Source organism: Ectothiorhodospira magna, from assembly GCF_900110965.1.
Lineage (GTDB): Bacteria > Pseudomonadota > Gammaproteobacteria > Ectothiorhodospirales > Ectothiorhodospiraceae > Ectothiorhodospira > Ectothiorhodospira magna.
This window is the reverse complement of the sequence record NZ_FOFO01000003.1, coordinates 14,871-39,660: the sequence shown is the minus strand read 5'-3', so window position 1 is coordinate 39,660 and position 24,790 is coordinate 14,871. Positions and strand designations below refer to the sequence as shown.

Below are 24,790 nucleotides of genomic sequence, written 5' to 3'. Positions count from 1 at the left end.
CCCGGAACTACAGAAAATCTTTTATCAAAACTTCCGCGATTTGAATACTGTTCAAGGCCGCGCCCTTGCGGACATTGTCCGCCACCACCCACAGGTTCAGGCCCCGGGGATGGGAGATGTCTTCCCGGATGCGCCCCACGAAAACCGGATCCTGGGCGGCGCTTTCGCTGACCGCCGTGGGGTAGCCGCCGTCACGGCGTTCGTCCATGACCACCACGCCGGGCGCCCTGGACAGCAGTTCACGGGCCTGCTGAGCGGTGAGCTTGTCGCGGGTCTCGATGTGTACCGCCTCGGAATGGCCGTAGAACACGGGCACGCGCACCGTGGTGGGGTTCACCTGGATCCGGTCATCCTCCATGATCTTGCGGGTCTCCCAGACCATCTTCATCTCTTCCTTGGTGTAGCCATTGTCCATGAAGACGTCGATGTGGGGCAGGACATTGAAAGCGATCTGCTTGGGATAGACCTTGCATTCCACCGGCTTGCCGTTGAGCAGCTGAGCGGTCTGGGTCGCCAGTTCCTCGATGGCCTCCTTGCCGGTGCCGGATACGGCCTGGTAGGTGGCCACGTTGACCCGCTCGATGCCGGCGGCATCGTGCAGGGGCTTGAGGGCCACCAGCATCTGAATGGTGGAGCAGTTGGGGTTGGCGATGATGCCCCGGTTCTTGTACCCGGCCACCGCATGGGGGTTGACCTCCGGTACCACCAGCGGGATGTCGTCGTCGTAACGGAACTGGGAGGTGTTGTCGATCACCACGCAACCGGCGGCAGCGGCCTTGGGTGCATACTCCATGGACACGGAGGCACCGGGTGAAAACAGGCCGATCTGCACCTTGGAGAAATCGAAGGTGGCCAGGTCTTCCACCACCAGTTGCTGGTTACCGAAGGCCACCCGGCTGCCGGCGGAGCGGCTGCTGGCCACGGCATGGACATTGCCTACCGGGAACTTGCGTTCCGCCAGGATGGACAACATGGTCTCGCCCACGGCGCCGGTGGCGCCCACCACGGCCACATCATAGGTTTTGCTCATCGTTCAATAATTCCTTGGATTCGGTATCTGTCGTTCGAACTGCGTTGTGTATCAGTCTAACAGGTACGCCGGTATCCGCACGAAAAACCCGGATACCGGCATGCGCTGCCTTGCCCGTCAGTCCGCCAGTGCGGCCACCACCGCCTCGCCCATCTCCCGGGTGCCCACCTTACGGCAGCCTTCGGTCCAGATGTCGGCGGTGCGCAGCCCCTGATCCAGCACCCGACCCACCGCGGCTTCCACGCGGGCGGCCTGGGCCTCCTCGTTCAGGGTGTAGCGCAGCATCATGGCCACCGACAGCAGGGTGGCCAGCGGATTGGCCACGCCCTGACCGGCAATGTCCGGGGCGGAGCCGTGAATGGGTTCGTACATGCCCTTGCCCTGGGCATCCAGGGAAGCGGAAGGCAGCATGCCGATGGAACCGGTGAGCATGGCGGCGGCGTCGGAGAGGATATCGCCGAACATGTTTTCCGTCACGATCACGTCGAACTGCTTGGGTGCCCGCACCAGCTGCATGGCCGCATTGTCCACGTACATGTGGGACAGGGCCACCTTCGGGTAATCCTTGGCCACCCGCTCGGCCACCTCCCGCCAGAGCTGGGAGACTTCCAGCACATTGGCCTTGTCCACCGAACACAGGCGACGATCACGCTTCATGGCAATCTCGAAACCACTGCGCACGATGCGTTCGATTTCCGGCTCGGAGTAGATGATGGTGTTGAAGCCTTCCCGCACCCCGTCCTCCCGGGTCTGGATACCCCGGGGCTTGCCGAAGTAGGCACCGCCGGTCAGCTCCCGCAGGATCATGATGTCCAGGCCGCCGACGATCTCCGGCTTGAGGGCCGAGGCGGATGCCAGCTGGGGATAGAGGATGGCCGGGCGCAGGTTGGAGAACAGGGCCAGCTCGGAGCGGATGGCCAGCAGTCCCCGTTCGGGGCGCAGTTCCCAGGCCAGCTGGTCATAGCGGGGGCCACCCACGGCACCCAGCAGGATCGCATCGGCGGCCCGGGCCAGGGCCAGGGTCTCGTCGGGCAGGGGCTGGCCGGCGGCATCGTAGCCCGCGCCGCCGATGGGGGCCTCTTCCAGTTCCACGGCCAGGCCGAAGCGGTCCTTGAGCGCGTTAAGAAGACGGGTGGCCTCGGCAACGATTTCCGGGCCGATGCCGTCACCGGGCAGGATGAGGATGTTCTGGGTCATGGATGTGGATTCTCTGGCAATGAACTCAATGAACTGAATGTTAAGGTCAGGGAGGTGGGGAAAGGCTCAGAACAGCCAGGGCGCCTCGGTCCGACGCCGGGTCTCGTAGGCCCGGATATCCTCTCCGTGCTGCAAGGTCAGGCCGATGTCATCCAGACCATTGAGCAGGCAGTGGCGGCGGAAGGGGTCCACCTGGAACGGGAAGGATGCCCCGGATGGGGTCACCACGGTCTGGGCCTGAAGGTCCACGGTCAATCGGTAGCCCGGCGTGGCCTCGGCCTCGTGGAACAGTTGATCGACAATGGCCTCGTCCAGAATCAGGGGCAGCAGGCCGTTCTTGAAACTGTTGTTGAAGAAGATATCCGCAAAGCTCGGCGCGATGACCACACGAAAGCCATGGTTGCTCAAGGCCCATACCGCATGTTCCCGCGAGGAGCCGCAACCGAAATTCTTGCGGGCCAGCAGGATCTGTGCCCCCGCGTAGCGGGGCTGATTGAGCACGAAGTCCGGGTTCACCCGACGCTGGCCGTGGTCCATGCCCGGCTCACCCGGGTCCAGGTAGCGCCAGTCGTCGAACAGGTTGGGGCCGAAACCGGTGCGTTTCACGGACTTGAGGTATTGTTTGGGGATGATGGCGTCCGTATCCACGTTGGAGCGGTCCAGCGGACAGACCAGGGCATTGAGTGTCTCGAATTTTTCCATCACTGCGGTACCTTTATGTCAGTTGAGCTCACGCACGTCCACGAACCGGCCCGTCACCGCCGCCGCCGCGGCCATGGCCGGACTCACCAGATGGGTGCGGCCACCCAGGCCCTGACGACTCTCGAAATTGCGGTTGGACGTGGAGGCGCAGCGCTCGCCGGGCTCAAGCCGGTCTGCATTCATGGCCAGACACATGGAACAGCCCGGTTCACGCCATTCAAACCCGGCATCCAGGAAGATGCGGTCCAGACCTTCCGCCTCGGCCTGCTGCTTCACCAGCCCGGAACCGGGCACCACCAGGGCCAGTTTCACGTTCCCGGCCACGCGACGTCCCTTGACCACCTCGGCGGCGGCGCGGATATCCTCCAGGCGGGCATTGGTGCAGGAACCGATGAAAATCTTGTCCACGGTGATGTCGGACACCGGCATGCCGGCGGTCAGGCCCATGTACTCCAGGGCCCGGCGCATGCCGTTGGCCTTCACCTCGTCGGTCACCGCATCCGGGTTGGGGACCTTGCCGGAGACCGGCAGCACCATCTCGGGGGAGGTGCCCCAGGTCACCTGGGGTTCGATGCCGGCGGCGTCGATATGCACCACCCGGTCGAACCGGGCATCGGGATCGGAATGGAGTTCGCGCCAGGCCGCCACCGCCTGGTGCCAGTAGGCCCCCTTGGGTGCAAAGGGACGGCCCTTGACGTAATCAATGGTGGTGTCGTCCACCGCCACCATGCCGGCACGGGCACCGGCCTCGATGGCCATGTTGCAGACGGTCATGCGTCCTTCCATGGACAGGGCGCGGATGGCGTCTCCCCCGAACTCGATGGCATGGCCGGTACCACCGGCGGTGCCGATCTCGCCGATGATGGCCAGCACGATGTCCTTGGCGGTGACACCGGGACCCACCTGCCCGTCCACGGAGATGAGCATGCTCTTCATTTTCTTCTGCAACAGGCACTGGGTGGCCAGCACATGCTCCACCTCGGAGGTGCCGATGCCCATGGCCAGGGCACCGAAGGCGCCGTGGGTGGAGGTGTGGGAATCGCCACAGACCACGGTCATGCCCGGCAGGGTGGCCCCCTGCTCCGGGCCGATCACATGGACGATGCCCTGGCGGATGTCCCCCATGGGGAAAAAGGTGAGCCCGAAATGCCGCACGTTCTGCTGCAGGGTCTCCACCTGGGTGCGGGAGACCGGATCGGCGATGCCCTGATCCCGATCACGGGTGGGTACGTTGTGGTCGGGGACCGCCACCACGGAGTGGCTGCGCCAGGGCTTGCGGCCGGCCAGTCGCAGGCCCTCGAAGGCCTGGGGCGAGGTCACCTCATGGACCAGATGCCGGTCGATATACAGGAGCGCGGTGCCGTCCTCTTCGGTACGGACCACATGGGCATCCCAGAGCTTGTCGTAAAGGGTCTTTGCGGTCATGAAAAGGTTTACCTCGATTGGTACTTGGAGTCGAGCTTAAAAGGCTCACCCGGAGAATACAAACAGCGCCTACATTGGAACATGGCGGGGTGATGTCGACCGCGGGAAGCGGCGACCCGCCAGGGCGGCCAGACAGCCCAGACCCGCCATCACCGAGGCCATCACATAGACCCAGGCCGGCCCCATGCCGTCCCAGACATAGCCGCTGATCAGGGCGCCAATGGCCCCGCCCATGCCGAAGCTCAGGGAGGAATACAGGGCCTGCCCCCGGCCCTGCTGGCGCCCCACGAAAAACTGATGCACCAGGGAGATGGCGGCGGCGTGATAGAGCCCATAACTGGCCGCGTGCATGAGCTGCACCAGGATGATGATGGGCAGGCTGTCCACGAACAGCGGCAGCAGGGCCCAGCGCACCATGGTGACGAACATGGCCACCGCCAGCAACGGCCAGGCACCGAAACGGGGCAGCCACCGGTGCATCATGAGGAACACGCCCACCTCCGCCAGCACCCCCAGGGCCCAGAGATAACCGGCCATGGTCCGGGTGTAGCCGTGGAGTTCCAGATACAGGGTGAAGAAGGCGTAATAGGGGCCATGACTGGCCTGCATCAGGAAGCAGGCCACCAGCAGCAGGATCACCGCCGGACTGGACAGGGTGGACCAGAGGGAAACGGGGGCAGACTCGTGCACCGGCGCCTGACCGTCACGGACCTGCAGGGTGCTCAACCACATGAAGCCCAGCAGCACCAGCACGATCCAGGGCAGGACAGCCACGTCCACCCGCTCGAACACCGCCCCCAGGGAACCCACGGAAAGCACGAAACCGATGGACCCCCAGAGCCGGATGCGGCTGTAGGCGTGGGTACTCTTGCCCAGGTGGTTCATGGTGGTGGCCTCGAACTGGGGCAAGGCCGCGTTCCAGAAGAAGCTGAACAGGGCCATCACCACGGCGATCCACCAGTAGCCGCTGTAGAACAGCAGCCCGGAAAAGCACAGCATGGCCAGGGCGGCGGCGATGCGGATGACCAGGGTGCGACGCCCCGTATGATCCGCCACCCAGCCCCAGACATTGGGGGCGATGATCTTGGTGGCCAGTACGATGGCCATCAGTTCACCGATCTGTCCGGCGGAAAACCCCTGCTCGTTCAGATACAGCCCCCAGTAGGGCATGAAGGCGCCGATACTGGCGAAATAGAAAAAGTAAAAGCTGGAGAGTTTCCAGTAGGCGGCAGGCATGGGGTTTTACGTGGTGGCGCGGCGGGACAACCGCTCAGGGCTGTCCCGCGGGAATGTCCGCCATGGTCACCGACACATCGCCGTTCTGTCCCCGATGCCGCAGGGCATGGTCCATCAGGACGATGGCCAGCATGGCCTCGGCAATGGGAGTGGCGCGAATGCCCACGCAGGGGTCATGACGTCCGGTGGTGATCACCTCGATCGGCTGTCCGTCCACGTCCAGGGAGCGCCCCGGGATGCGCAGGCTGGACGTCGGTTTCAGGGCGATGCTGACGCGAATGTCCTGGCCGCTGGAGATGCCTCCCAGCACGCCTCCGGCATGGTTGGAAGCAAAGCCCTCGGGCAGCATCTCGTCCCGGTGCTCGGTGCCCTTCTGGGCCACGCAGGCGAAGCCGTCACCGATCTCCACCGCCTTGACCGCGTTGATGCCCATCATGGCATGGGCAATGTCCGCGTCCAGGCGATCGAAGATGGGCTCGCCCCAGCCGGGAGGCAGCCCGGTGGCCACCACGTTGATGCGGGCGCCGATGGAGTCGCCGGACTTGCGCAAATCGTCCATGTAGGCTTCCATCTCCGGTACCCGGTCCGGGTCCGGGCAGAAGAAGGGGTTGGTCTCCACCACGGACCAGTCCACCCGCTGGGCGCGGATGGGGCCAAGCTGGGCCAGATAGCCCCGCACCTGGACACCGAAGCGTTCCCGGAGGTATTTCTTGGCAATGGCCCCGGCCGCCACCCGCATGGCGGTCTCCCGGGCGGAACTGCGGCCACCACCCCGGTAATCCCGCAGGCCGTATTTCTTGTGGTAGGTATAGTCCGCATGGCCCGGCCGGAACTGCCGGGCGATGTCGGCATAGTCCCTGGAACGCTGATCGGTATTTTCGATCATCAGGGCGATGGGGGTGCCGGTGGTGCGCCCCTCGAATACCCCGGAGAGGATCTTCACCTGGTCCGGTTCCCGACGCTGGGTGGTGTGCCGGGTCTTGCCCGGCCGCCGACGCTCCAGGTCCTGCTGCAGGTCGGCCTCGCACAGGGCCAGTCCGGGCGGACAGCCATCGACGATGCAGCCGATGGCCGGCCCGTGACTCTCACCGAAACCGGTGACCGTGAACAACTTGCCGATGGTGTTGCCCGACACGTTCAGATCACCTTGGAATAGCGCTGTTCGGTGGCCTGGCGCAGGTAACGGTCAAACACCATGCAGATGTTGCGGATCAGCATGCGACCGGCAGGCTGCACGGTGATGGTGTTACCGGTGACCTTGAGCAGGCCATCGGCCTCCATGGGCTTGAGTCCTTCCAGTTCCTGGGCGAAATACTCATTAAAGACAATGCCGTGGACCTGCTCCACGTCTGCGAAGGCCAGCTCGAAGTGGCAGATCAGACGGGTGATCACATCCCGGCGCAGCAGGTCGTCCGCATCCAGCTCCACGCCCCGGAACACGGCCAGGCGGTTCTCGTCCAGGCACTGGTAATACTTCTCCAGGTCATGGTGGTTCTGGCTGTAGCTGTTGCCCACCACCCCCACGCTGGTGGAACCCAGGCCGATCAGGTCGCAGTTGGAGTGGGTGGAATAGCCCTGGAAGTTGCGGTACAGGGTGTGGTCACGCTGGGCCACCGCCAGTTCGTCGTCGGGACGGGCGAAGTGGTCCATGCCGATGTAGACATACCCGGCCTCGGTGAGCTGCTGGATGGTCTGCTGCAGGATGGTGAGCTTGTCGGCGGGATTGGGCAGGGCATCCTCGTCGATGCGACGCTGGGGCTTGAAGCGATCCGGCAGGTGGGCGTAGTTGAATACGGACACCCGGGCCGGATTCACTTCGATGATCCGGCGCACGGTGTCGCCGAAGGTGTCCGGGGTCTGGTGGGGCAGACCGTAGATCAGGTCCACACTGGTGGAGCGGAAGCCCAGACGCCGGGCCTCGTCCAGCACGCTCATCACCTGGGCCTCGCTCTGGACCCGGTTGACGGCCTTCTGCACGGTCTCGTCAAAGTCCTGCACCCCGAGGCTGATGCGGTTGAAACCCAGCTTGCGCAACAGGGCAAGGGTGTCGTCCTGCACCTCGCGGGGGTCGATCTCGATGGAATACTCGCCGGTATCGTCGTCCAGCAGCCGGAAATGCTCCCGGGTCTTGTCCATCAGCTCGATCATCTCGTCATGGGAGATGAAGGTGGGGGTGCCGCCACCCCAGTGCAGCTGGGTCACCGGGCGGCCGCGGTCGAACAGTTCACCCTGCAGGGCCATTTCCTTGTAGAGCCGGTCCAGGTAGGGGCGGGCCTTGGCGCGGTCCTTGGTCACCACCTTGTTGCAGGCACAGTAGAAACACACGGTGTCGCAGAAGGGAATGTGGACATACAAGGACAGGGGACGGCCGCTGGCGTTGGTGCCCCGGGCAATCTCCGCATAGCGATCGGCATCCAGACCTTCGTGAAACTGCACGGCGGTGGGATAGGAGGTGTAGCGGGGACCCGCCGTGTTGTAACGGTTGATCAGGTCCAGATCGAAATCGATGGTCTGCGACAAGCTCATGACGGCATGGGTACCCGGTCTAGGAATGTAACTGTCTATTGTAACCGCTCGGGACGGATGTGCCGAACGTATTGGGGGATTTTGGTGACTTGTGCCAAGTGGACGGCCATCCCGGGACGGTTTTCCAGTTCGCCCCTACCGATCCAGCGCCTGCAATTGCTCGGCGGTCAGCAGGAAGACCCCCTCCCCGCCCGACTGAAATTCCAGCCAGGTGAACGGCACGTCGGGCAGGCGCGCTTCCAGGGCCGGGGCGCTGTTGCCCACCTCCACCACCAGGATGCCGCCGGGGTTGAGGTGATCCGCTGCCGCCCGCAGGATCTCCAGGGCCGCATCCAGGCCATCCGGCCCCGAGGCCAGTCCCAGTTCCGGCTCATGACAAAACTCCGGGGTCAGGGCCGCCATGTCCCGGGCGTCCACATAGGGAGGATTGCTGACGATGATGTCATAGCGGCGCCCGCCCAGACCCTTGAAAAGATCGGACTGCAGCGCTTCCACCCGCCCTTCCAGGCCGTGACGACGGATATTCTCTCGGGCCACCACCAGGGCATCGGGGGAAATGTCCCCCAGATCCACCGTCGCCTCGTCAAACACATGGGCGCAGGCAATGCCGATGCAGCCGCTGCCGGTACACAGGTCCAGCACCCGATGCACCGCCCCGGCCTCGATCCAGGGCGCAAAACCCTGCTGGATCAGTTCCGCCAGGGGGGAGCGGGGCACCAGCACCCGCTCGTCGACGAAGAATTCCAGCCCCATGAACCAGGCCTGACCGGTCAGGTAGGCGGCGGGCTTGCGGGTCTGCACCCGTTGCTCCAGCAGTTCCGTCACCCGCGCCCGTTCGTCCCGGGTGAGACGGCATTCCAGCCAGGGACCGGTCATGTCATGGGGCATGCGCAGGGTGTGAAGCACCAGCCAGGCGGCCTCGTCCAGGGCATTGTCGGTGCCATGGCCGAAACTCAGGCCCGCGGCGGTGAAACGACTCATGCCGTAGCGAATGAAGTCACGGACGGTCAGCAGCCCGTCGGTAGCGGTGGAATCGGTCATGGAAATCAGCCAGTGCGGTTCAGGGTGTGGAATAATACGCCCATGAACGATCAAGTGGCCAACTGGCGGGACTGGCTCAAGGCCCTGCCCCTGTATCTGCTGCCCCATCATGGGATCTCGCGGCTGGTCTACCGTCTGTCCCGCTGGGAAACCCGGCACAAGGACCCGGTGGCACGGTGGTTCATTCGCCGCTATGGCCTGGACATGTCCGAGGCCGTCGAATCGGACCCGGGCCGCTACGCCAGCTTCAACCACCTGTTCACCCGCGCCCTCAAACCCGGTGCCCGGCCCCTGGACCCCGCCCCGGACACCCTGATCAGCCCGGCGGACAGCCGGGTCAGCCAGCTCGGCCGCATTCAAGACGGACAGTTGATCCAGGCCAAGGGCCACGCCTACTCGGCCACTGCCCTGCTGGGCGGGGACCCGGACCTGGCGGCACCCTTTGCCGATGGACACTTCATCACCCTCTACCTGTCCCCCCGGGACTATCACCGCATCCACATGCCCTGGAACGGCACCCTGCGGGAATCGGTGTACGTGCCCGGTCGCCTGTTCTCGGTGGCGCCCTTCACAGTCAGGACCGTACCCGGCCTGTTCGCCCGCAACGAGCGCCTGGCCTGCCTGTTCGAGACGGATTTCGGCCCCATGGCCATGGTGCTGGTGGGTGCCATCAACGTGGCCTCCATCGAGACGGTCTGGGCCGGCGAGGTCACGCCCCGCAGCCCCCGGACACCCTGCCGATGGGACCACCGGGACAACCCGCCGACCCTGGCGCGGGGCGAGGAAATGGGGCGATTCAATCTGGGCTCCACCGTCATCCTGCTGCTCCCCGAACAGGTCTCCGGCTGGCTGCCGGCACTGGCGCCTGGGCAGGCGGTGCGCATGGGCCAGGCCCTGGCGCGACGCTGAGACCAGGCCCCCTGCCCTTGCGGGTCCGGCGCAGAACTGCTATTTATACCCGGATATGATTTGATGCGCTGCGTCATGCGCGGCAGCCCTATCACGGGGGGCGCGGCCGGTGTCTCCACCTCTCATCGGCCGCCGCAAGCACCCGGACGCCCCTATCGCGGCGAATGAAGAGAACATCCATGAGCGAGAAAGATCACACATCGACGCCCGGTGATTCCCCGGCGTCGAAGGCGGACGATACAGACACCCCTTCGTCCGTCACCGCCGAGTCCACCCGCGAGATCGGGGGCTACCCAGGCCCCGAGCCTACCCGCTACGGTGACTGGGAACAGCGCGGACGCTGTACCGATTTTTGAACGCAGTCCGGGCCACCGGGCACTCTTGCATCCGCCATTCTCGAATATTGCACCACCGAACGACCTGCCTCGCCCCGGAGCGTCCTGCGTATCACGGGTTCGGGGCCGCAGACCGTCAACATCCGCACCTTGCGGATTCTTCAAGCGGAGCCTTCCAAGCCATGCCAAACGACAACCGGCCGCTGTCACCCCATCTGCAGGTCTATCGGCCGCAGATGACCTCGGTACTCTCGATCCTGCACCGGATCACCGGCGTGATCCTGAGCGTCGCCAGCCTGATCCTGGTCTACTGGCTGGCCGCCCTGGCCGCCGGCCCCGAGGCTTTTGCCCGGGCCGAGGCCCTGCTCCACGGCTGGCTCGGGATCGTGATCCTGGTTCCCGTCACCCTGGCATTGTTCTACCACCTGTGCGCCGGCATTCGTCACCTCATCTGGGACACGGGTGTCGCACTGACCATCAAGGGCGTCTACGTCACCGGCTGGACCGCCCTGGCCACCACTCTGCTGCTGACCCTGATCTTCTGGGTCGTCGTGATCTGACGGGGATATCCACATGAGCCTTCGTACACCACTGGGCCGGGCCCGCGGCCTCGGTTCCGCCAAGGACGGCACCCACCACTGGTGGGTGATGCGTCTGTCCTCCATCGCCCTGGTCCCCCTGATGCTGTGGCTGATCTTCAGCCTGGCCACCCTGGCCGGCGCGGGCTACGAGGCCACCCTGGCCTGGGCCGCCCAACCCCTGAACACGGTCCTGTTGATCCTCGGTGTCGGGGTGATGTTCCATCACATCCAGATGGGCCTGCAGACCGTGATCGAAGATTACGTGCACAGTGAAGGCAAGAAATTCACCGTGCTCATTGCCGTGACGTTTCTCGCGTGGCTGCTGGCGATCATCGGGATCGTCGCCATTTTGCGCATTGCTTTCGGGAGCTGATTGATGAAGGGCGACTACAAGATTGTCGACCATGCCTATGACGTGGTGGTGGTGGGCGCCGGTGGCGCCGGCCTGAGAGCCACCTTCGGCATGGCGGAAAAGGGTCTCAAGACGGCCTGCGTGACCAAGGTATTCCCCACCCGCAGCCACACCGTGGCCGCCCAGGGCGGCATCTCCGCGGCGCTGGGCAACATGGGCGAAGATGACTGGCGCTGGCACATGTACGACACCGTCAAGGGCTCCGACTGGCTCGGCGACCAGGATGCCATCGAATACATGTGCCGCGAGGCCGTGCCCGCCATCATCGAGCTGGAACACTACGGCGTGCCCTTCTCCCGTACCGAGGACGGCAAGATCTATCAGCGGCCCTTCGGCGGCATGACCACCCGCTTCGGTGAAGGCCGCGCCCAGCGCACCTGTGCCGCCGCCGACCGTACCGGCCACGCCATCCTGCACACCTTGTACCAGCAGGCCCTCAAGCACCAGGCGGAATTCTTCATCGAATACTTCGCCACCGACCTGATCATGGACGGCGAGACCTGCCGCGGCGTGATGGCCCTGAACCTGGTGGACGGCACCCTGCACCGCTTCCGCGCCCATCTGGTGGTCCTGGCCACCGGCGGCTACGGCCGCAGTTACTTCTCCTGCACCTCCGCCCACACCTGTACCGGCGACGGCATGGGCATGGCGCTGCGCGCCGGCCTGCCCCTGCAGGACATGGAGTTCGTCCAGTTCCACCCCACCGGCATCTACGGCGCCGGCTGCCTGATCACCGAAGGGGTGCGCGGCGAAGGCGGTTACCTGACCAATGCCAAGGGCGAGCGCTTCATGGAACGCTATGCCCCCAACGCCAAGGACCTGGCCTCCCGCGACGTGGTCTCCCGCTCCATGACCATCGAGATCAACGAAGGTCGCGGCGTGGGTCCGAAACAGGACCACATCCACCTGCATCTGGAGCACCTGGGTCCGGAAGTGATCAACGAGCGCCTGCCGGGGATCGCCGAAACCGCCAGGATCTTCGCCGGCGTGGATGTCACCAAGGAACCCATCCCCGTGCTGCCCACGGTGCACTACAACATGGGCGGCGTCCCCACCAACTACCGTGGCGAAGTGGTCACCCTCAAAGACGGCAATCCGGACCACGTCGTGCCGGGCCTGATGGCCATCGGCGAGGCGGCCTGCGTGTCCGTCCACGGCGCCAACCGTCTGGGCTCCAACTCCCTGCTGGACCTGGTGGTGTTCGGTCGTTCCGCCGCCATCCGCGCCGCCGAGATCGTCAAGGACATCGGCGCCTCCGTGCCCGACCTGCCGGCCGGCGCCAGTGACGCCGCCCTGGAGCGCCTGGACCGTCTGCGCTACGCCAACGGCGGCCGCTCCACCGCCTCCATCCGCGGCGACATGCAGGCATGCATGCAGCGCTATGCCGCCGTGTTCCGTACCGGCGAGACCCTGCAGAAGGGCTGCGAGCGCATGGACGAGGTGTTCCAGTCCTTCGGCGACGTGCGGGTCACTGACCGCTCCCTGGTCTGGAACTCAGATCTGGTGGAAACCCTGGAACTGGAAAACCTGCTGGGCAGCGCCGTGGCCACCATCCGCTCGGCGGTGAATCGTCAGGAAAGCCGCGGCGCCCACGCCCGCGAGGACTTCCCTGAGCGCGACGACGAGAACTGGATGAAGCACACCCTGTCCTGGGTCGACGCACAGGGCAAGGTCAGGCTCGACTACCGCCCGGTGCACATGTACACCCTCAGCGATGACGTGGAAGTCGTGCCGCCCAAGGCACGGGTCTACTGAGCGCAGATTCAGGAGAACGCAAGACCATGGCCCAGTTTGTATTGCCAATCAATTCCCGGATCAAGAAGGGCAAGACCTTCAAGGCCGAGGGTGCCACCCACGTCAAGCGCTTCAACATCTATCGCTGGGACCCGGACAGCGGTGAAAACCCGCGCATCGACACCTACGAGGTGGACCTGGACACCTGCGGGCCGATGGTGCTGGACGCCGTCATCAAGATCAAGGACGAGATGGACGCCACCCTCTCCTTCCGGCGCTCCTGCCGGGAGGGGATCTGTGGTTCCTGTGCCATGAACATCGACGGCACCAATACCCTGGCGTGCACCAAGGCCATCGACGAGATCAAGGGAGATGTGAACATCTACCCGCTGCCGCACATGAAGGTGGTCAAGGACCTGATTCCGGAAATGACCCACTTCTATGCCCAGTATGCGTCCATCAAGCCCTGGATCCAGACCCAGACCCCGCCGCCGCCGGATTCCGAGCGGCTGCAGTCCAAGGAAGAGCGCGCCAGGCTGGACGGCCTGTACGAGTGCATCCTCTGCGCCTGCTGCTCCACCAGCTGCCCGAGCTACTGGTGGAACGGCGACCGCTATCTGGGTCCGGCCATCCTGCTGCAAGCCTACCGCTGGATCGCGGACAGCCGTGACGAGGTCACCGGTGAGCGTCTGGACGCCCTGGAAGACCCGTTCAAGCTGTACCGCTGCCACACCATCATGAACTGCACCCGCACCTGTCCCAAGGGCCTGAACCCGGCCAAGGCGATTGCGGAGATCAAAAAACTGATGGTGATCCGGCGCTGAGTCCGCTGGATATCCCCGTCCCAGGACATCCCCCCGGCCACGATGGCACCTGGCCGGGGATTTCCTGCCCCCCGCTTGCTGGCGGACCTGCCCCGCGGACTTCATTCCTGCCTGTCCATGAGTCCTGAATGATGAGCGATATCGCCCGATTACGCTGGCACTGCCGGCGCGGCACCAAGGAACTGGATCTCATGCTGGAGGGGTTCCTGCTGGCCCAGGGTGAACACCTGGATGCCACAGAACTGCAGACCTTCGAGCAAATCCTCAAGCAGGAAGATGACCACCTCCAGCGCTGGCTCCTCTACGGCGAGCCGGTGGAAAAAACTGAACTGGCCACGATGATCCACCGGGTCCGGCGTCACTTCATCGAAGGCTGAACGACACTCATGGACTGGACTCATGGATCGGGGTCCGTGGGTGTTCGGTCCCGGACGGATTGCCGCAGACAAAGGCGTAACGGCCGCAAATCTCCGGTCACCAGGGCGTCCCTGGTCAGAGGCAGGCGATGATGGCGCCCGGCTTCATCCCGCAGCAGCAATAAAATCAGCCCCGGCAACACCACCGAATCGGGCAACACCCGCACCGGCAACCGCTGCCCGGCACGGGACTCCAGCCACCAGCATCCATCGATATCGTACTCCAGACCTTGCCATTGCCCCGGCAGATGGCCCAGTCCCAGCCGGTACACCCATGGCATCAGACCGGCAATGGCCAGCAGGGACGCCGCCCATTGACCCCAAAAGGGCAGCCCGCTGCTCCAGATCGACGCCAGAGCCGCCAGATGCAGCAGGCTCAGAACACCCACTACAGACCAGGGGGGCTTGAGGGGGAAAAAATGCGCACGACGGTCTGTCACCATGACCACGATCAATCCTCCTTTGATAGTCCCTGTCATGGGGCTTGCGCGCTTCCAGAACGGGAAAACAACCAGTCAAGCCCAAATTCGTGGCGGCATACCCTGTGATTATTGTGCATAATGCTCAAGCTGGGTAGCATCACCAGGATGTTTACGTGCACCAGAGCCATTCACATGCGGTGATCACACGACACCGTAAACTAACCGCCGCCAAGACGTTCCACATGATCACGGGATGCCAACAGCGGCACAATTGCAGGAGATAGGTATGTCATCGACAGAAATAGCTGCAAATATGCGAGAGTTCCTGATGGTTGGGGACAACATGCTCACCGTACTTGGTTTTGTGGGCGCCGGTTTGCTGGGCTTCTGGTTTGGTCGTCAGCAAGGTGATGCCGGTCGGGTTCGGGATCTGGAAAAAGAACTGGACAACCAGCAACGCAAGATCAACAACTATCGGTCCCAGGTTAATCGTCACTTCGAAAAGACCGCCACCCTGTTCACCGGCATGGCCCATTCCTACCGCGAGCTGTATGAGCATCTGGTAGACAGCTATGACCGCCTGGGTGATGGCCCCTCCAACCGTTTCCTGCCCCGTCGCGCCTCCGCCCTGCTGGAACTGTCCAGAGAAGAGCAGCGTCGGGCCATCCCCGCCGGCTCCAAGCCCGCCCAGGCCGCCCCAGCCAAGCCGGCTGCCGCTGCCCCAGCCGCTGCCCCAGCCGCCGCCCCCAAAACTGCTGCGCCTGCACCCAAGGCTGCCCCCAAAGCCGCACCCAAGGCTGCACCGGCACCGCAAAAATCCGTGACCCTGCAAAAGCCGGCTGCTGCCCCCCGGGCCAACCGCCCCGATCCCCGTGGTGCTACCGCCCTCAAGCGCGAACTCAGAACCAAGGCCGCCGACACTGCCAAGACCATGCCTGGCGCCACTTCCGTCAAGGCACCGGGTCAGCCGGATCGCATCCGTCTGGCTGCCAAGGATCTGCAAACTGCCAAAAAGTAAATCATCACACTGATTTAATACCATCCCATCGGGGGGAGCGAGATCCCCCGAGGGACAGGCAGATCCCAACCCATCCCGGCGCCGTGCCGGGATGGGTTTTTTATGTTCATGGCCCCCCTCTTGCTCCCCTTGTATCGAACTTTGGTCTAAGATGAGGTTCGGATATCAAGCTATCCTCAATGCTGGGAACACCATCCCTCCCCGCCCTGAAGGACGGGGTTTCTCGCGGAGCAACTGATGAAACCCGAGTGGAAAGCCTTCCTCCTGGACGCCGGTGCCGAGATGGACAACGACCGGGTCTCCCACTACGGCAACCCGGAGCGTGAACGCAGCGTGGCCGTCACCGGCGACGTGATCTGCGACCTGTCACATCAGGGGTTGATCCGTGCCCGCGGCGAGGAAGCCGCCGCCTTCCTGCAGGGGCAGTTCACCTGCGATGTCAGCGAAGTGGGTCCCCAACACAGCCTGCCCGGGGCCTGGTGTACCGCCAAGGGGCGCATGGTCTGTACCTTCCGTTTGTTCAACCGTGGAGATGCTTTCTACCTGCGCCTGCCCAGGGAACAGGTGGAAACGGTACTCAAGCGCCTGTCCATGTATGTATTGCGGGCCAAGGTGACCCTGGAGGACGCCGGTGATGCCTTCATCCCCCTGGGGCTGTCCGGCCCACATGGGGAGACCCTGCTCAAGGATGCCCTGGGCGGCGACATCCCCACCCAAGCAAACGCCTGTACCCGTCATGACAGCATCACGATCATTCGCATTCCCGGCCACCATCCCCGCTTCGAGCTGTATGGCGACCTGGAATCCATGCAGCAACTCTGGCATGCCCTCAATGTCCATTGCGCCCCGGTGGGCGCGGCACAATGGGCCTTGATGGACATTCTGGCGGGAATCCCCAATCTCTATCCGGCCACAGCCGAGGCTTTCGTACCACAGATGACCAACCTGCAGCAGCTAGGCGGCGTCAGTTTCAATAAAGGCTGTTATCCGGGACAGGAAGTGGTGGCCCGAATGCAGTACCTGGGCAAACTCAAACGCCGCATGTATCTGATTCACCTGCCGGTGGAGACACCGCCACAGCCAGGAGACAGCCTAGTGGATCCGGACCAGCCATCCGATCAGCCTGCCGGCACCATCGTCGATGCCCAGCGCCATCCCGACGGCGGGGTCGCAGCCCTTGCCGTGATGCAGATCACCAGTGCAGAGGCCGGACAGTCCCGCCTGGAGAGGCCAGATGGTGCCCCGGCCCAGGTGGTCCCCCTCCCCTATGCCTTTGACCCTGCGGCAACCCCCTGATGGAGTGATGCCCGTGCGCTTTTTGTTCTTTTTGTTCGTGGTGATCCTGCTGATGCTGTGGGCGGCCTACTTCAGCCGCCCCGGCAACAGGACACTCTCCAACGCCCTGTACATCGCCGCTGCCGTGATGGGGGTACTGTTCGTGGCCGGCTACCTGCGGTTCGTGTGATCCAAGTGGATCTTTATCGTCCCTTTTTCTTGATGTGTTTCATCATCCGCTTGCGCTTGTGGATCTGGCGGGGCGTGAGGGTGTTGCGCTTGCCCTCGTAAGGATTTTCACCACTTTTGAACTCCAGTCGGATGGGGGTGCCCACCAGCTGCAGATGTTCGCGGAAATGATTGGTGAGATAACGCTTGTAGGCCCCCGGCAGCGCATCGGTCTGGTTGCCGTGGATGACGATCACCGGCGGATTGCGCCCCCCTTGATGGGCGTAGCGCAGCTTGATCCGCCGTCCCCGCACCAGGGGCGGCTGATGGGCCACCACGGCGCTTTCCAGCAAACGGGTCAGGACACTGGTCCCCATGTCCCGGAAGGCGGACTCATGGGCCCGCTGCACGGCACCGAACAGATCACCGACCCCGGTGCCGTGAAGGGCGGAAATGAACCGCCGTTCGGCAAAATCCAGGAAGGGCAGCTTGAGCAGCAGGTCGGTCTTCACCCGATCCCGCTGATCCGGGGTCAGGCCGTCCCACTTGTTGATGGCCACCACCAGCGCCCGACCGGCGTCCATCACCATTCCCAGCAGATGGGCATCCTGTTCGGCGATGCCTTCCCGGGCATCCAGCAGGAAGATCACCACATGGGCGGCGTCGATGGCCTGGATGGTCTTCACCACGCTGAACTTTTCCACCGTCTCCTTGACCCTGGAGCGACGCCGCACACCGGCGGTATCGATCAGGGTATAGACCTGGCCATCCCGTTCAAAGGGCACGAAAACGCTGTCGCGGGTGGTGCCGGGGATGTCCGTGGCCACCATCCGCTCCTCGCCGAGGATGCGGTTGATGAGGGTGGACTTGCCCGCGTTGGGACGCCCGACAAAGGCAATGCGAATACCCGGCCAGCGCTCACCCTCTTCTTCTTCGTCTACTGTTTCGGGCAACAGGGGCCGTACCGAGGCCATCAGCCCCTGAATCCCTCGACCATGGGCAGCAGCAATGGTCCGTGGCTCCCCCAGGCCCAGGCGGTGAAATTCAGCAGTCACTGCCTGGGGGTCCACGCCGTCGGTCTTGTTGACCACCAGCACGATGGGCTTGTTGAAGCCTCTTAGTTCCTGGGCAATCATCTCGTCCGCGCCGCACAGGCCGGCGCGGCCATCCACCAGAAACATCACCAGATCCGCTTCCCGGATGGCCTGGCGGGTCTGCTGCGCCATCAGGGTATCCAGGGTATCACTCTCGCCACTGAGCCCCCCGGTATCCACCACCATGTAGCCATAGCCACCGACGCGACCGGTGCCGTACTGACGGTCACGGGTGAGTCCGGGCAGATCCGCCACCAAGGCATCGCGGGAACGGGTGAGCTGGTTGAACAGCGTGGATTTTCCCACATTGGGGCGCCCTACCAGGGCAATGACGGGCTTCATTGGGACATACCGATGTTATGAAAAATTAAGAATCATCCTGGGAACGCAGGGTGACGGCACTCAGATTGCCTCCCCGCCCCAGGACATAAACGACATCAGCACGCACCTGGGGTACCCCCATGATGCCATGACGATCCGTGCGGACCCGCCCTACCAAAGTGCCGTCCTCGGGGTCCAGCCAATGCAGGTAACCCTCGTCATCCCCTACTACCACATATTCACCCACCGCCACCGGCAGGGTCACACCACGCAAACGCAGCATGTCCTGCTGCCAAAGGGTGGCGCCATTGCGCCGATCCAGGGCCCAGACATGACCAAAGGCATCGGTGAGTAACAACAGATCCCCCATCACCGTGACCCCGCGATAGGATGACAGCTCCCGCTGCCAGAGGGTACGACCATCAGCGACGCCCAGGGCAGCCACCCGACCTTGATAGGCGACGCCGTAGACCACCCCTCCTGCCAGGGCCAGGGCACCGTCCACATCCACCATGCGTTCCAGTTCAGAACGACCACTGGGTACTGCCAGGGCCGTTTCCCAGATCACATTTCCCCGGGTCAGACCGAACATGGCCAGCCGGCCATTATCAAATCCTGCCAGAACCCGCCCGGAAATCATCAGGGGCATACCCGCCCCCCGTAGACTCAGGGCCGGGGTCGTACGTCCTGCCAGCCAGCGAGGCTCACCGGTAAGCACATCCAGAGCATGGAGACGGCCATCGTTGGTACGGGCCACCATCACCCCTTGTTCCACCGCAGACACCGCCATCACTTCACTGGAAAGCCTCCGGCGCCAGAGTTCCCGTCCTGCCTCCAGATCCAGGGCAATCACTTCACCATGCCCGGTACCTACCATCACTACCCCGTCACCACCATTGACCCCGCTGGTCACCGGCACTTGCAGGTGGATACGCCATAGATTGGCACCATCCTCCAGTGCCCAGGCAGAGACCCGTCCCTGAGCATCGGTAACCATGATGCGATCCTGTGTCAGGTAGGGGGAAAGCTGCACATGGGATGTGCCCCCACTGCGGCCTACGTTGCGATGCCACAATACATGAGGGGTCACCACGGCCTCGATATGGGGCAACGGAGCCGGGGGTTCTGCCGTATCCTTAACCCACAGCCCGCAGCCGCTGACCAGGGCAGCGACCATCACCACGGCCAACAGGCGGGCCATCACGAATCACTGACCTGAATCGGGGCGTTGAGAGCATCCCGCTTCATGTGCAGGTAATCGGAGACGCCGCCGGAAATCAGTACGGCCCGGTCATAGGCGGCTCTGGCCTGATCCATCTGTCCCAACATCCGGTAGGCATCACCGCGGAGCTCTTCCACAATCCCGACAAACCCCTCCGGCGCAGGGATTTCCAGCAATGTCAAAGCGTCTTCTGCCCGTCCATCGGCGATCAGGATTCGGGCCAATCGGGTCCGGGCCACCTGGGCCGTTTCCGCAGCGCGGGCATGATCCATGGCCCACCGCAACCGCCCTTCCGCCAGCACCAGATCATCCCGTTCCACTGCCAGGCGAGCCAGTTCCAGTGCTGCCAGCGCCGCATAAGGTGTCCGGGGATAACCTTCCATCAAGGTGGTGCCATGGTCATGGGCAATCTGGCTGTCCTGTCGGGCCACGGATACCATGGCCATATAAATCTCGGAGGCATCCACGGCACGGGATTCCACATGGCCTGTCCATAGGCGCCAGCCCACCACACCCCCAAGACCCACCACCAGTCCCAGGATCACGGCAGTGCCGTTTTCCTTCCACCAGCGTTTGATGGCCTCGACGCGTTCCTCATCGGTCGCGTAGGACATGACATGTTCTCCTCAAAAATGGTCAGTATGGTCTGATTCAGCCATGAATATGGCCTGACAGCGCCAGCAGTTCGGGAAGACGTTCAGTCAGATCATCCATGGATACGGTCATCTGGGGACGTTCCGGGTCGCGCAGCGGCTTGATCGACACCTGCCCGGCGGCCAGTTCCGTCTCACCCAGGATCAGGGCCCATGTGGCACCGCTACGGTCAGCCCGCTTGAACTGGGCCTTGAGGCTACCGCCTCCCCCATTGACCAGCAACCGCAGGCCCGGCAGGGCTGAGCGCAAGGTCTCGGCCAGGGCCATGCCTGGCGCCACGGTATCTGCCCCTGCCAGCACCAGATACACCTGGGGCGCCGGAGGCGCAGGTAGACGACCGGCGTCTTCCAGCAGACTCAGCAGACGTTCCACGCCCATGGCAAAACCGGCTGCCGACGTGGCCCGCCCCCCCAGTTGAGCCACCAGACCATCATAACGCCCACCGGCACAGACGGTGCCCTGGGCACCCAGGGCATCGGTGACCCACTCAAATACGGTACGGCCATAGTAATCCAGACCACGAACCAGGCGGGGGTTGAGGGTGAATGTTACCCCCGCCTGGGTCAGAATAGCCTGCAGGGTCTGGAAGTGGACGCTTGAGGCCTCGTCCAGATGGTCCAGCAGGCTGGGCGCCTCCTGGATCAGCGGCCTCAGGTCTGGATTCTTGCTGTCCAGAATGCGCAGCGGGTTGGTGTGCAGCCGTTGGCGGGATTCCTCGTCCAACTGATCCTGACGGGCCTGAAAATAAGCCACCAGATGCTCACGATAGGCGGCACGGGCTTCGGCGGACCCCAGGCTGTTCAGTTCCAGCCGTACCTGATCCAGTCCGAGCCGTTGCCACATCCGCGCCGTCATGAGGATCAACTCGGCATCGATGTCCGGCCCTGCCATGCCAAAGGCTTCCACCCCGATTTGATGAAATTGGCGATAGCGGCCCTTCTGAGGGCGTTCATGGCGGAACATGGGCCCCATGTACCACAGCCGCTGCTGCTGGTTATGTAGCAAGCCATGCTCCACGCCGGCGCGGACGCAGCTGGCCGTACCTTCAGGACGCAGGGTCAGACTGTCGCCGTTGCGGTCCTCAAAGGTATACATTTCCTTGGAAACGATATCGGTGACCTCACCGATGGAGCGGGCAAACAGTTCTGTATGCTCCACGATGGGCAGGCGAATTTCCTGATAGCCATAGCCGGCCAGCACATCCCTCAGGGTGGATTCCAGCCACTGCCAAGCGCCAGTGTACTCGGGCAGGATGTCATGCATCCCCCGGATGGATTTAATCTGCCTGCTCATCAATTTAGGATCTTTATCAAAGGTTCGAAACGACGGCATGCAACATGCCGCCCGGACGGTCCTTAGCGCCGCCCCACAGTGAAACGGGCGGTATTATCGGCCCGGGTATCTCCAGACATGTCCATGGGCTGACCGTTAAAAGTCAGACGGACGCCTGGGGCATTGCCCAGAAATATCCGGATGGGCACCGCCCCTTCGATACGCCGCTCGGACCCCTTGCGCATCAATCCCACCAGCAGCCGGCCCCCCGCTGCATCGGTGATTTCCACCCAGGAGTCTTCCTCAAAGCGTAATACCAGACGACCCTGACCTGCTGGGGGAGGCGGTGGTTCAGCGGCAGCCGGAGCAGCAGTGGCCTCTGAGGACGGGGGCGTCTCTGGGGGCGGAAGTGGCTCCGGCGCCTCTGGGGTGACCGGCGGCGTCGGCGTCGAGTCCCGGGGTTCAGCAGAAGACTCACTGGGAGGGACCACCCGGGTGGCCAATGGGGCAACAGCAGGCTCCGGGTACACCCGGGCCGGCTCCTCCGGGCCACTGCCCCCCGGCTCCACCGGATCACGCAGCCAGACACTGGAAAACAGCAACAGACCCAGCACCAGCATCAGCACCAGCCCGATCATCATGATCATGGACCAGGAGCGCCCGCCGCCCGTGGCCGCCGCAGCAGGGGTGGCGTCATCATCATGGCCCCTCATCGCCGAGGGGGCAATTTCCAGTCGTTCCCGCAGGGCGCCGGTGGCCTGCTCCAAAGCACTGATCATGGGCTCGGCGTCCACTTCCAGCACTTTGGCGCAGCCCCGCAAATAGCCCCGCACATAGGGGGGCTCGGGCAACTGTTCAAAACGATCTTCTTCCAGGGCCTCCATCACCCTGGGGGGCAAGTGCAGGCGGGCCGCCAGGTCTTCACGGCTCATCCCGGCCTGTTCGCGGGCAGCCCGCAGCAAACCGCCCGGCGAGGGGGTTGCCGCAGTCTGAATGTCCCGATCTTCTTGTTGCATACTATCGTCCGCCACGGGATTCGGTTTCCAGCAGTCGTGAGGTCTGTTCTGAGTCCGGGAAATCGTTCTTCAAGCGCAGGGCACATACCCCCGAAGTATCCCGGTTACCCAGTTCCAGTTCTGCCCGGTAGCAGATCCAGAGGGTCTCCGGGGTATGAGGCACCCGCTCGGTCAGCCGCTGCAGATAAGCCCGGGTCTGCAGATACCGTCCACTCTCGAAAGTCAGGCGCATCATCTCATACAAGGCGGCAGAATGGCGCGGGTTGAGCTCCAGTGCCCGACGAAAATAGGTTTCTGCTAACGCCTCATCCGGTGTCTTGAGGGCACAGACTCCCGCATTGGTCCAGGCCACTTCCGGGGTGGGATACAGCGGATGATCCGCAGCAGCCCGGAAAGCCTTGTCGGCTTCCTCTAAACGATTCTGGCGACATAAAAAAGTGCCGTAGTTATTTTGTATCATGGGATTGCCCGGCTCCAGGTCCAGAGCCCGACGAAAGTGTTGATCGGCCAGACGGGGTTCCCGCAGGCGTTCCTGCAACAAGGCATAGGCGGCCTGAACCTGAGCCGACCCTGGGTGCTGTCTCAGGGCCCGTTCCAGATTGGTTTTCGCCTGCTCCAGTTCGTTGTTGCGCATGTAGTGCAGGCCCAGTTCCATGTTCACCTGAGCGGCTCTTTGCTCCCGTTCGTCCACCTGGGGCATGGCCGCACAGCCTGCCAGGACCAGACTGCCAAGGAGCGTCAGACCGGGGAAAACAAGGATCGGCTTCATGGGGACGCAGCTCCCGAAGGACTGTCCTGCCGGGCAAAACGCAATTCACGGCGACTCCGGTCTTCCACCCGTCCCACCAGCTGACCGCAGGCGGCGTCGATGTCGTCGCCCCGGGGACGGCGGGTGATGGTGGTATAACCGGCCTGCACCAGGATGTCCCGGAACCGGTCGATGGCGGCGACGCTGGAGCGGCGGTAACGGCTTTCCGGAAAGGGATTGAAAGGGATCAGATTGACCTTGCAGGGTACGTCCCGCAACAGGGCCGCCAGTTCCCGGGCCTGAGCCTGGCTGTCGTTGATCCCGTCGAGCAGGACATATTCCACCGTGACCCGGCTGTGATGACCCCCGTTGCCCACATAACGACGGCAGGCCGCCAGCACGTCGGCAATGGGATACTTGCGGTTCAGGGGCACCAATTGATCGCGCAGGGCGTCATTGGGCGCATGCAGGCTCAGGGCCAGGGCCACCTGCAGACCGGTCTCCCGCAGCCGGTCCAGGGCCGGCACCACGCCGGCGGTGCTGAGGGTGACACGGCGCTTGCTCAGGCCGTAGGCGTTGTCCTCCAGCATCAGGGACATGGCCGCCACCACGGGTTCGAAATTGAGCAGGGGTTCGCCCATGCCCATGAGCACCACGTTGCTCACCACCCGGCTCTGCCCCTCTTCCGGTTGCAGATGGCCACGGGCGGCATGGAGCTGGCCGATGATCTCGGCGGCGGTCAGGTTGCGGTTGAAACCCTGACGGGCGGTGGAACAGAAGCTGCAGTCCAGGGCGCAGCCCACCTGGGAGGACACGCACAGGGTGCCGCGACCTTCCTCGGGAATGAACACGGTCTCGATGCCATTGCCGTCGTCCAGCCGCAGCAACCACTTGTGGGTGCCGTCGCGGGCGGCCTGGGTCATGACGATTTCGGGGGCACGGACCTCGGCCTGTTCGGACAGCCAGGCCCGCAGACCCTTGGTCAGGTCCGTCATGGCGGCGAAATCAGTGATGCCCCGCTGGTGGATCCACTTGAGCACCTGCACGGCACGGAAGGGCTTTTCGCCGTGAGCGACGAAGAACCCGGCCAGTTCCTCCCGCGTCATGCCCATCAGATTGGTCTTGGTACTTTCATTCATGGATCTATCCACCGGCGGTGGCCGGAAAAGCGGTGGGGCAAGCCCCTGCCGGGGGCGGGCAAACCCGCCCCCG

General features: G+C 63.7%; 26 protein-coding genes. 10 read left to right on the top strand and 16 right to left on the bottom strand.

Going from position 1 to position 24,790, the window contains the following annotated elements; translation table 11 throughout:
* Window positions 1-7 precede the first annotated feature (7 nt).
* From BMX62_RS01950 to prmB, 8 genes are all read right to left on the bottom strand, one after another.
* On the bottom strand, window positions 8-1,030 hold the full coding sequence (locus BMX62_RS01950) for an aspartate-semialdehyde dehydrogenase (RefSeq protein WP_090203263.1): 1,023 nt from the start codon (window positions 1,028-1,030) through the stop codon (window positions 8-10).
* A gap of 117 nt (window positions 1,031-1,147) precedes the next feature.
* Window positions 1,148-2,227 carry a 3-isopropylmalate dehydrogenase gene (leuB, locus tag BMX62_RS01945; RefSeq protein ID WP_090203260.1) on the bottom strand — a complete coding sequence of 360 codons (1,080 nt, stop codon included), beginning with the start codon at window positions 2,225-2,227 and terminating at the stop codon, window positions 1,148-1,150.
* 66 nt (window positions 2,228-2,293) lie between these two features.
* Window positions 2,294-2,929 carry a 3-isopropylmalate dehydratase small subunit gene (leuD, locus tag BMX62_RS01940; RefSeq protein WP_090203256.1) on the bottom strand — a complete coding sequence of 212 codons (636 nt, stop codon included), beginning with the start codon at window positions 2,927-2,929 and terminating at the stop codon, window positions 2,294-2,296.
* 18 nt (window positions 2,930-2,947) lie between these two features.
* Window positions 2,948-4,354, bottom strand: a complete 1,407-nt coding sequence (gene leuC / locus BMX62_RS01935) for a 3-isopropylmalate dehydratase large subunit (RefSeq protein WP_090203255.1) — start codon at window positions 4,352-4,354, stop codon at window positions 2,948-2,950.
* Between the two features lie 69 nt (window positions 4,355-4,423).
* Window positions 4,424-5,590 (bottom strand): MFS transporter, encoded by a 1,167-nt coding sequence (locus BMX62_RS01930; protein ID WP_090203251.1) that lies wholly within the window; start codon window positions 5,588-5,590, stop codon window positions 4,424-4,426.
* Between the two features lie 34 nt (window positions 5,591-5,624).
* A complete protein-coding gene (gene aroC / locus BMX62_RS01925; protein WP_090203248.1) occupies window positions 5,625-6,725 on the bottom strand; it encodes a chorismate synthase in 1,101 nt (366 codons plus the stop codon).
* A 2-nt stretch (window positions 6,726-6,727) separates the two neighbouring features.
* A complete protein-coding gene (hemN, locus tag BMX62_RS01920; RefSeq protein WP_090203244.1) occupies window positions 6,728-8,116 on the bottom strand; it encodes an oxygen-independent coproporphyrinogen III oxidase in 1,389 nt (462 codons plus the stop codon).
* Window positions 8,117-8,251: 135 nt separating this feature from the next.
* Entirely contained in the window at window positions 8,252-9,157 is a 906-nt protein-coding gene (gene prmB, locus BMX62_RS01915) for a 50S ribosomal protein L3 N(5)-glutamine methyltransferase (RefSeq protein ID WP_090203241.1), read from the bottom strand.
* Window positions 9,158-9,199: 42 nt separating this feature from the next.
* Here prmB and asd point away from each other — a divergent pair, with 42 nt between their 5' ends.
* From asd to BMX62_RS01880, 7 genes are all read left to right on the top strand, one after another.
* Window positions 9,200-10,066: an archaetidylserine decarboxylase gene (asd, locus tag BMX62_RS01910; RefSeq protein ID WP_090203236.1), complete on the top strand. Its 867-nt coding sequence runs from the start codon at window positions 9,200-9,202 to the stop codon at window positions 10,064-10,066.
* Window positions 10,067-10,245: 179 nt separating this feature from the next.
* Window positions 10,246-10,422 (top strand): DUF1674 domain-containing protein, encoded by a 177-nt coding sequence (locus tag BMX62_RS01905; protein WP_090203231.1) that lies wholly within the window; start codon window positions 10,246-10,248, stop codon window positions 10,420-10,422.
* Between the two features lie 161 nt (window positions 10,423-10,583).
* Window positions 10,584-10,961 (top strand): succinate dehydrogenase, cytochrome b556 subunit, encoded by a 378-nt coding sequence (gene sdhC, locus BMX62_RS01900; protein ID WP_090203226.1) that lies wholly within the window; start codon window positions 10,584-10,586, stop codon window positions 10,959-10,961.
* A 13-nt stretch (window positions 10,962-10,974) separates the two neighbouring features.
* A complete protein-coding gene (gene sdhD, locus BMX62_RS01895; protein ID WP_090203223.1) occupies window positions 10,975-11,355 on the top strand; it encodes a succinate dehydrogenase, hydrophobic membrane anchor protein in 381 nt (126 codons plus the stop codon).
* Between the two features lie 3 nt (window positions 11,356-11,358).
* The gene (gene sdhA / locus BMX62_RS01890; RefSeq protein ID WP_202906179.1) at window positions 11,359-13,149 is read left to right on the top strand and encodes a succinate dehydrogenase flavoprotein subunit; all 1,791 of its coding nucleotides are present in this window, start codon (window positions 11,359-11,361) and stop codon (window positions 13,147-13,149) included.
* A 26-nt stretch (window positions 13,150-13,175) separates the two neighbouring features.
* Window positions 13,176-13,952 (top strand): succinate dehydrogenase iron-sulfur subunit, encoded by a 777-nt coding sequence (locus BMX62_RS01885; RefSeq protein WP_090203216.1) that lies wholly within the window; start codon window positions 13,176-13,178, stop codon window positions 13,950-13,952.
* 128 nt (window positions 13,953-14,080) lie between these two features.
* Entirely contained in the window at window positions 14,081-14,329 is a 249-nt protein-coding gene (locus tag BMX62_RS01880; RefSeq protein ID WP_090203212.1) for an FAD assembly factor SdhE, read from the top strand.
* A gap of 20 nt (window positions 14,330-14,349) precedes the next feature.
* Here the strand turns inward: BMX62_RS01880 and BMX62_RS01875 are convergent, their stop codons facing one another.
* A complete protein-coding gene (locus tag BMX62_RS01875) occupies window positions 14,350-14,811 on the bottom strand; it encodes a protein YgfX (RefSeq protein WP_143339637.1) in 462 nt (153 codons plus the stop codon).
* A 265-nt stretch (window positions 14,812-15,076) separates the two neighbouring features.
* Here BMX62_RS01875 and BMX62_RS01870 point away from each other — a divergent pair, with 265 nt between their 5' ends.
* The 3 genes from BMX62_RS01870 (at window position 15,077) to BMX62_RS12930 (ending at window position 17,273) form a co-directional block, all read left to right on the top strand.
* Window positions 15,077-15,808: a Z-ring associated ZapG family protein gene (locus BMX62_RS01870; RefSeq protein ID WP_162273483.1), complete on the top strand. Its 732-nt coding sequence runs from the start codon at window positions 15,077-15,079 to the stop codon at window positions 15,806-15,808.
* A gap of 237 nt (window positions 15,809-16,045) precedes the next feature.
* Window positions 16,046-17,104 (top strand): CAF17-like 4Fe-4S cluster assembly/insertion protein YgfZ, encoded by a 1,059-nt coding sequence (ygfZ, locus tag BMX62_RS01865; RefSeq protein WP_090203199.1) that lies wholly within the window; start codon window positions 16,046-16,048, stop codon window positions 17,102-17,104.
* A gap of 13 nt (window positions 17,105-17,117) precedes the next feature.
* A complete protein-coding gene (locus BMX62_RS12930) occupies window positions 17,118-17,273 on the top strand; it encodes a hypothetical protein (protein WP_202906178.1) in 156 nt (51 codons plus the stop codon).
* Between the two features lie 13 nt (window positions 17,274-17,286).
* Here the strand turns inward: BMX62_RS12930 and der are convergent, their stop codons facing one another.
* The 7 genes from der to rlmN form a co-directional block, all read right to left on the bottom strand.
* A complete protein-coding gene (gene der, locus BMX62_RS01860; RefSeq protein ID WP_090203194.1) occupies window positions 17,287-18,687 on the bottom strand; it encodes a ribosome biogenesis GTPase Der in 1,401 nt (466 codons plus the stop codon).
* A gap of 25 nt (window positions 18,688-18,712) precedes the next feature.
* Complete coding sequence (gene bamB, locus BMX62_RS01855; RefSeq protein ID WP_090203188.1) at window positions 18,713-19,867, bottom strand: outer membrane protein assembly factor BamB; 1,155 nt, start codon at window positions 19,865-19,867, stop codon at window positions 18,713-18,715.
* Window positions 19,867-20,502: a YfgM family protein gene (locus tag BMX62_RS01850; protein ID WP_090203185.1), complete on the bottom strand. Its 636-nt coding sequence runs from the start codon at window positions 20,500-20,502 to the stop codon at window positions 19,867-19,869. Before BMX62_RS01850 ends, bamB begins: the two co-directional genes overlap by 1 nt.
* Window positions 20,503-20,539: 37 nt before the next feature.
* Window positions 20,540-21,835 carry a histidine--tRNA ligase gene (hisS, locus tag BMX62_RS01845; RefSeq protein WP_090203181.1) on the bottom strand — a complete coding sequence of 432 codons (1,296 nt, stop codon included), beginning with the start codon at window positions 21,833-21,835 and terminating at the stop codon, window positions 20,540-20,542.
* Between the two features lie 62 nt (window positions 21,836-21,897).
* Window positions 21,898-22,830 carry a helix-turn-helix domain-containing protein gene (locus BMX62_RS01840; RefSeq protein ID WP_090203178.1) on the bottom strand — a complete coding sequence of 311 codons (933 nt, stop codon included), beginning with the start codon at window positions 22,828-22,830 and terminating at the stop codon, window positions 21,898-21,900.
* 1 nt (window position 22,831) lies between these two features.
* Window positions 22,832-23,599, bottom strand: a complete 768-nt coding sequence (gene pilW / locus BMX62_RS01835) for a type IV pilus biogenesis/stability protein PilW (protein WP_090203175.1) — start codon at window positions 23,597-23,599, stop codon at window positions 22,832-22,834.
* Window positions 23,596-24,717 carry a dual-specificity RNA methyltransferase RlmN gene (gene rlmN / locus BMX62_RS01830; RefSeq protein ID WP_090203171.1) on the bottom strand — a complete coding sequence of 374 codons (1,122 nt, stop codon included), beginning with the start codon at window positions 24,715-24,717 and terminating at the stop codon, window positions 23,596-23,598. The genes pilW and rlmN overlap by 4 nt, the downstream gene beginning before the upstream one ends.
* Window positions 24,718-24,790: the final 73 nt, after the last annotated feature.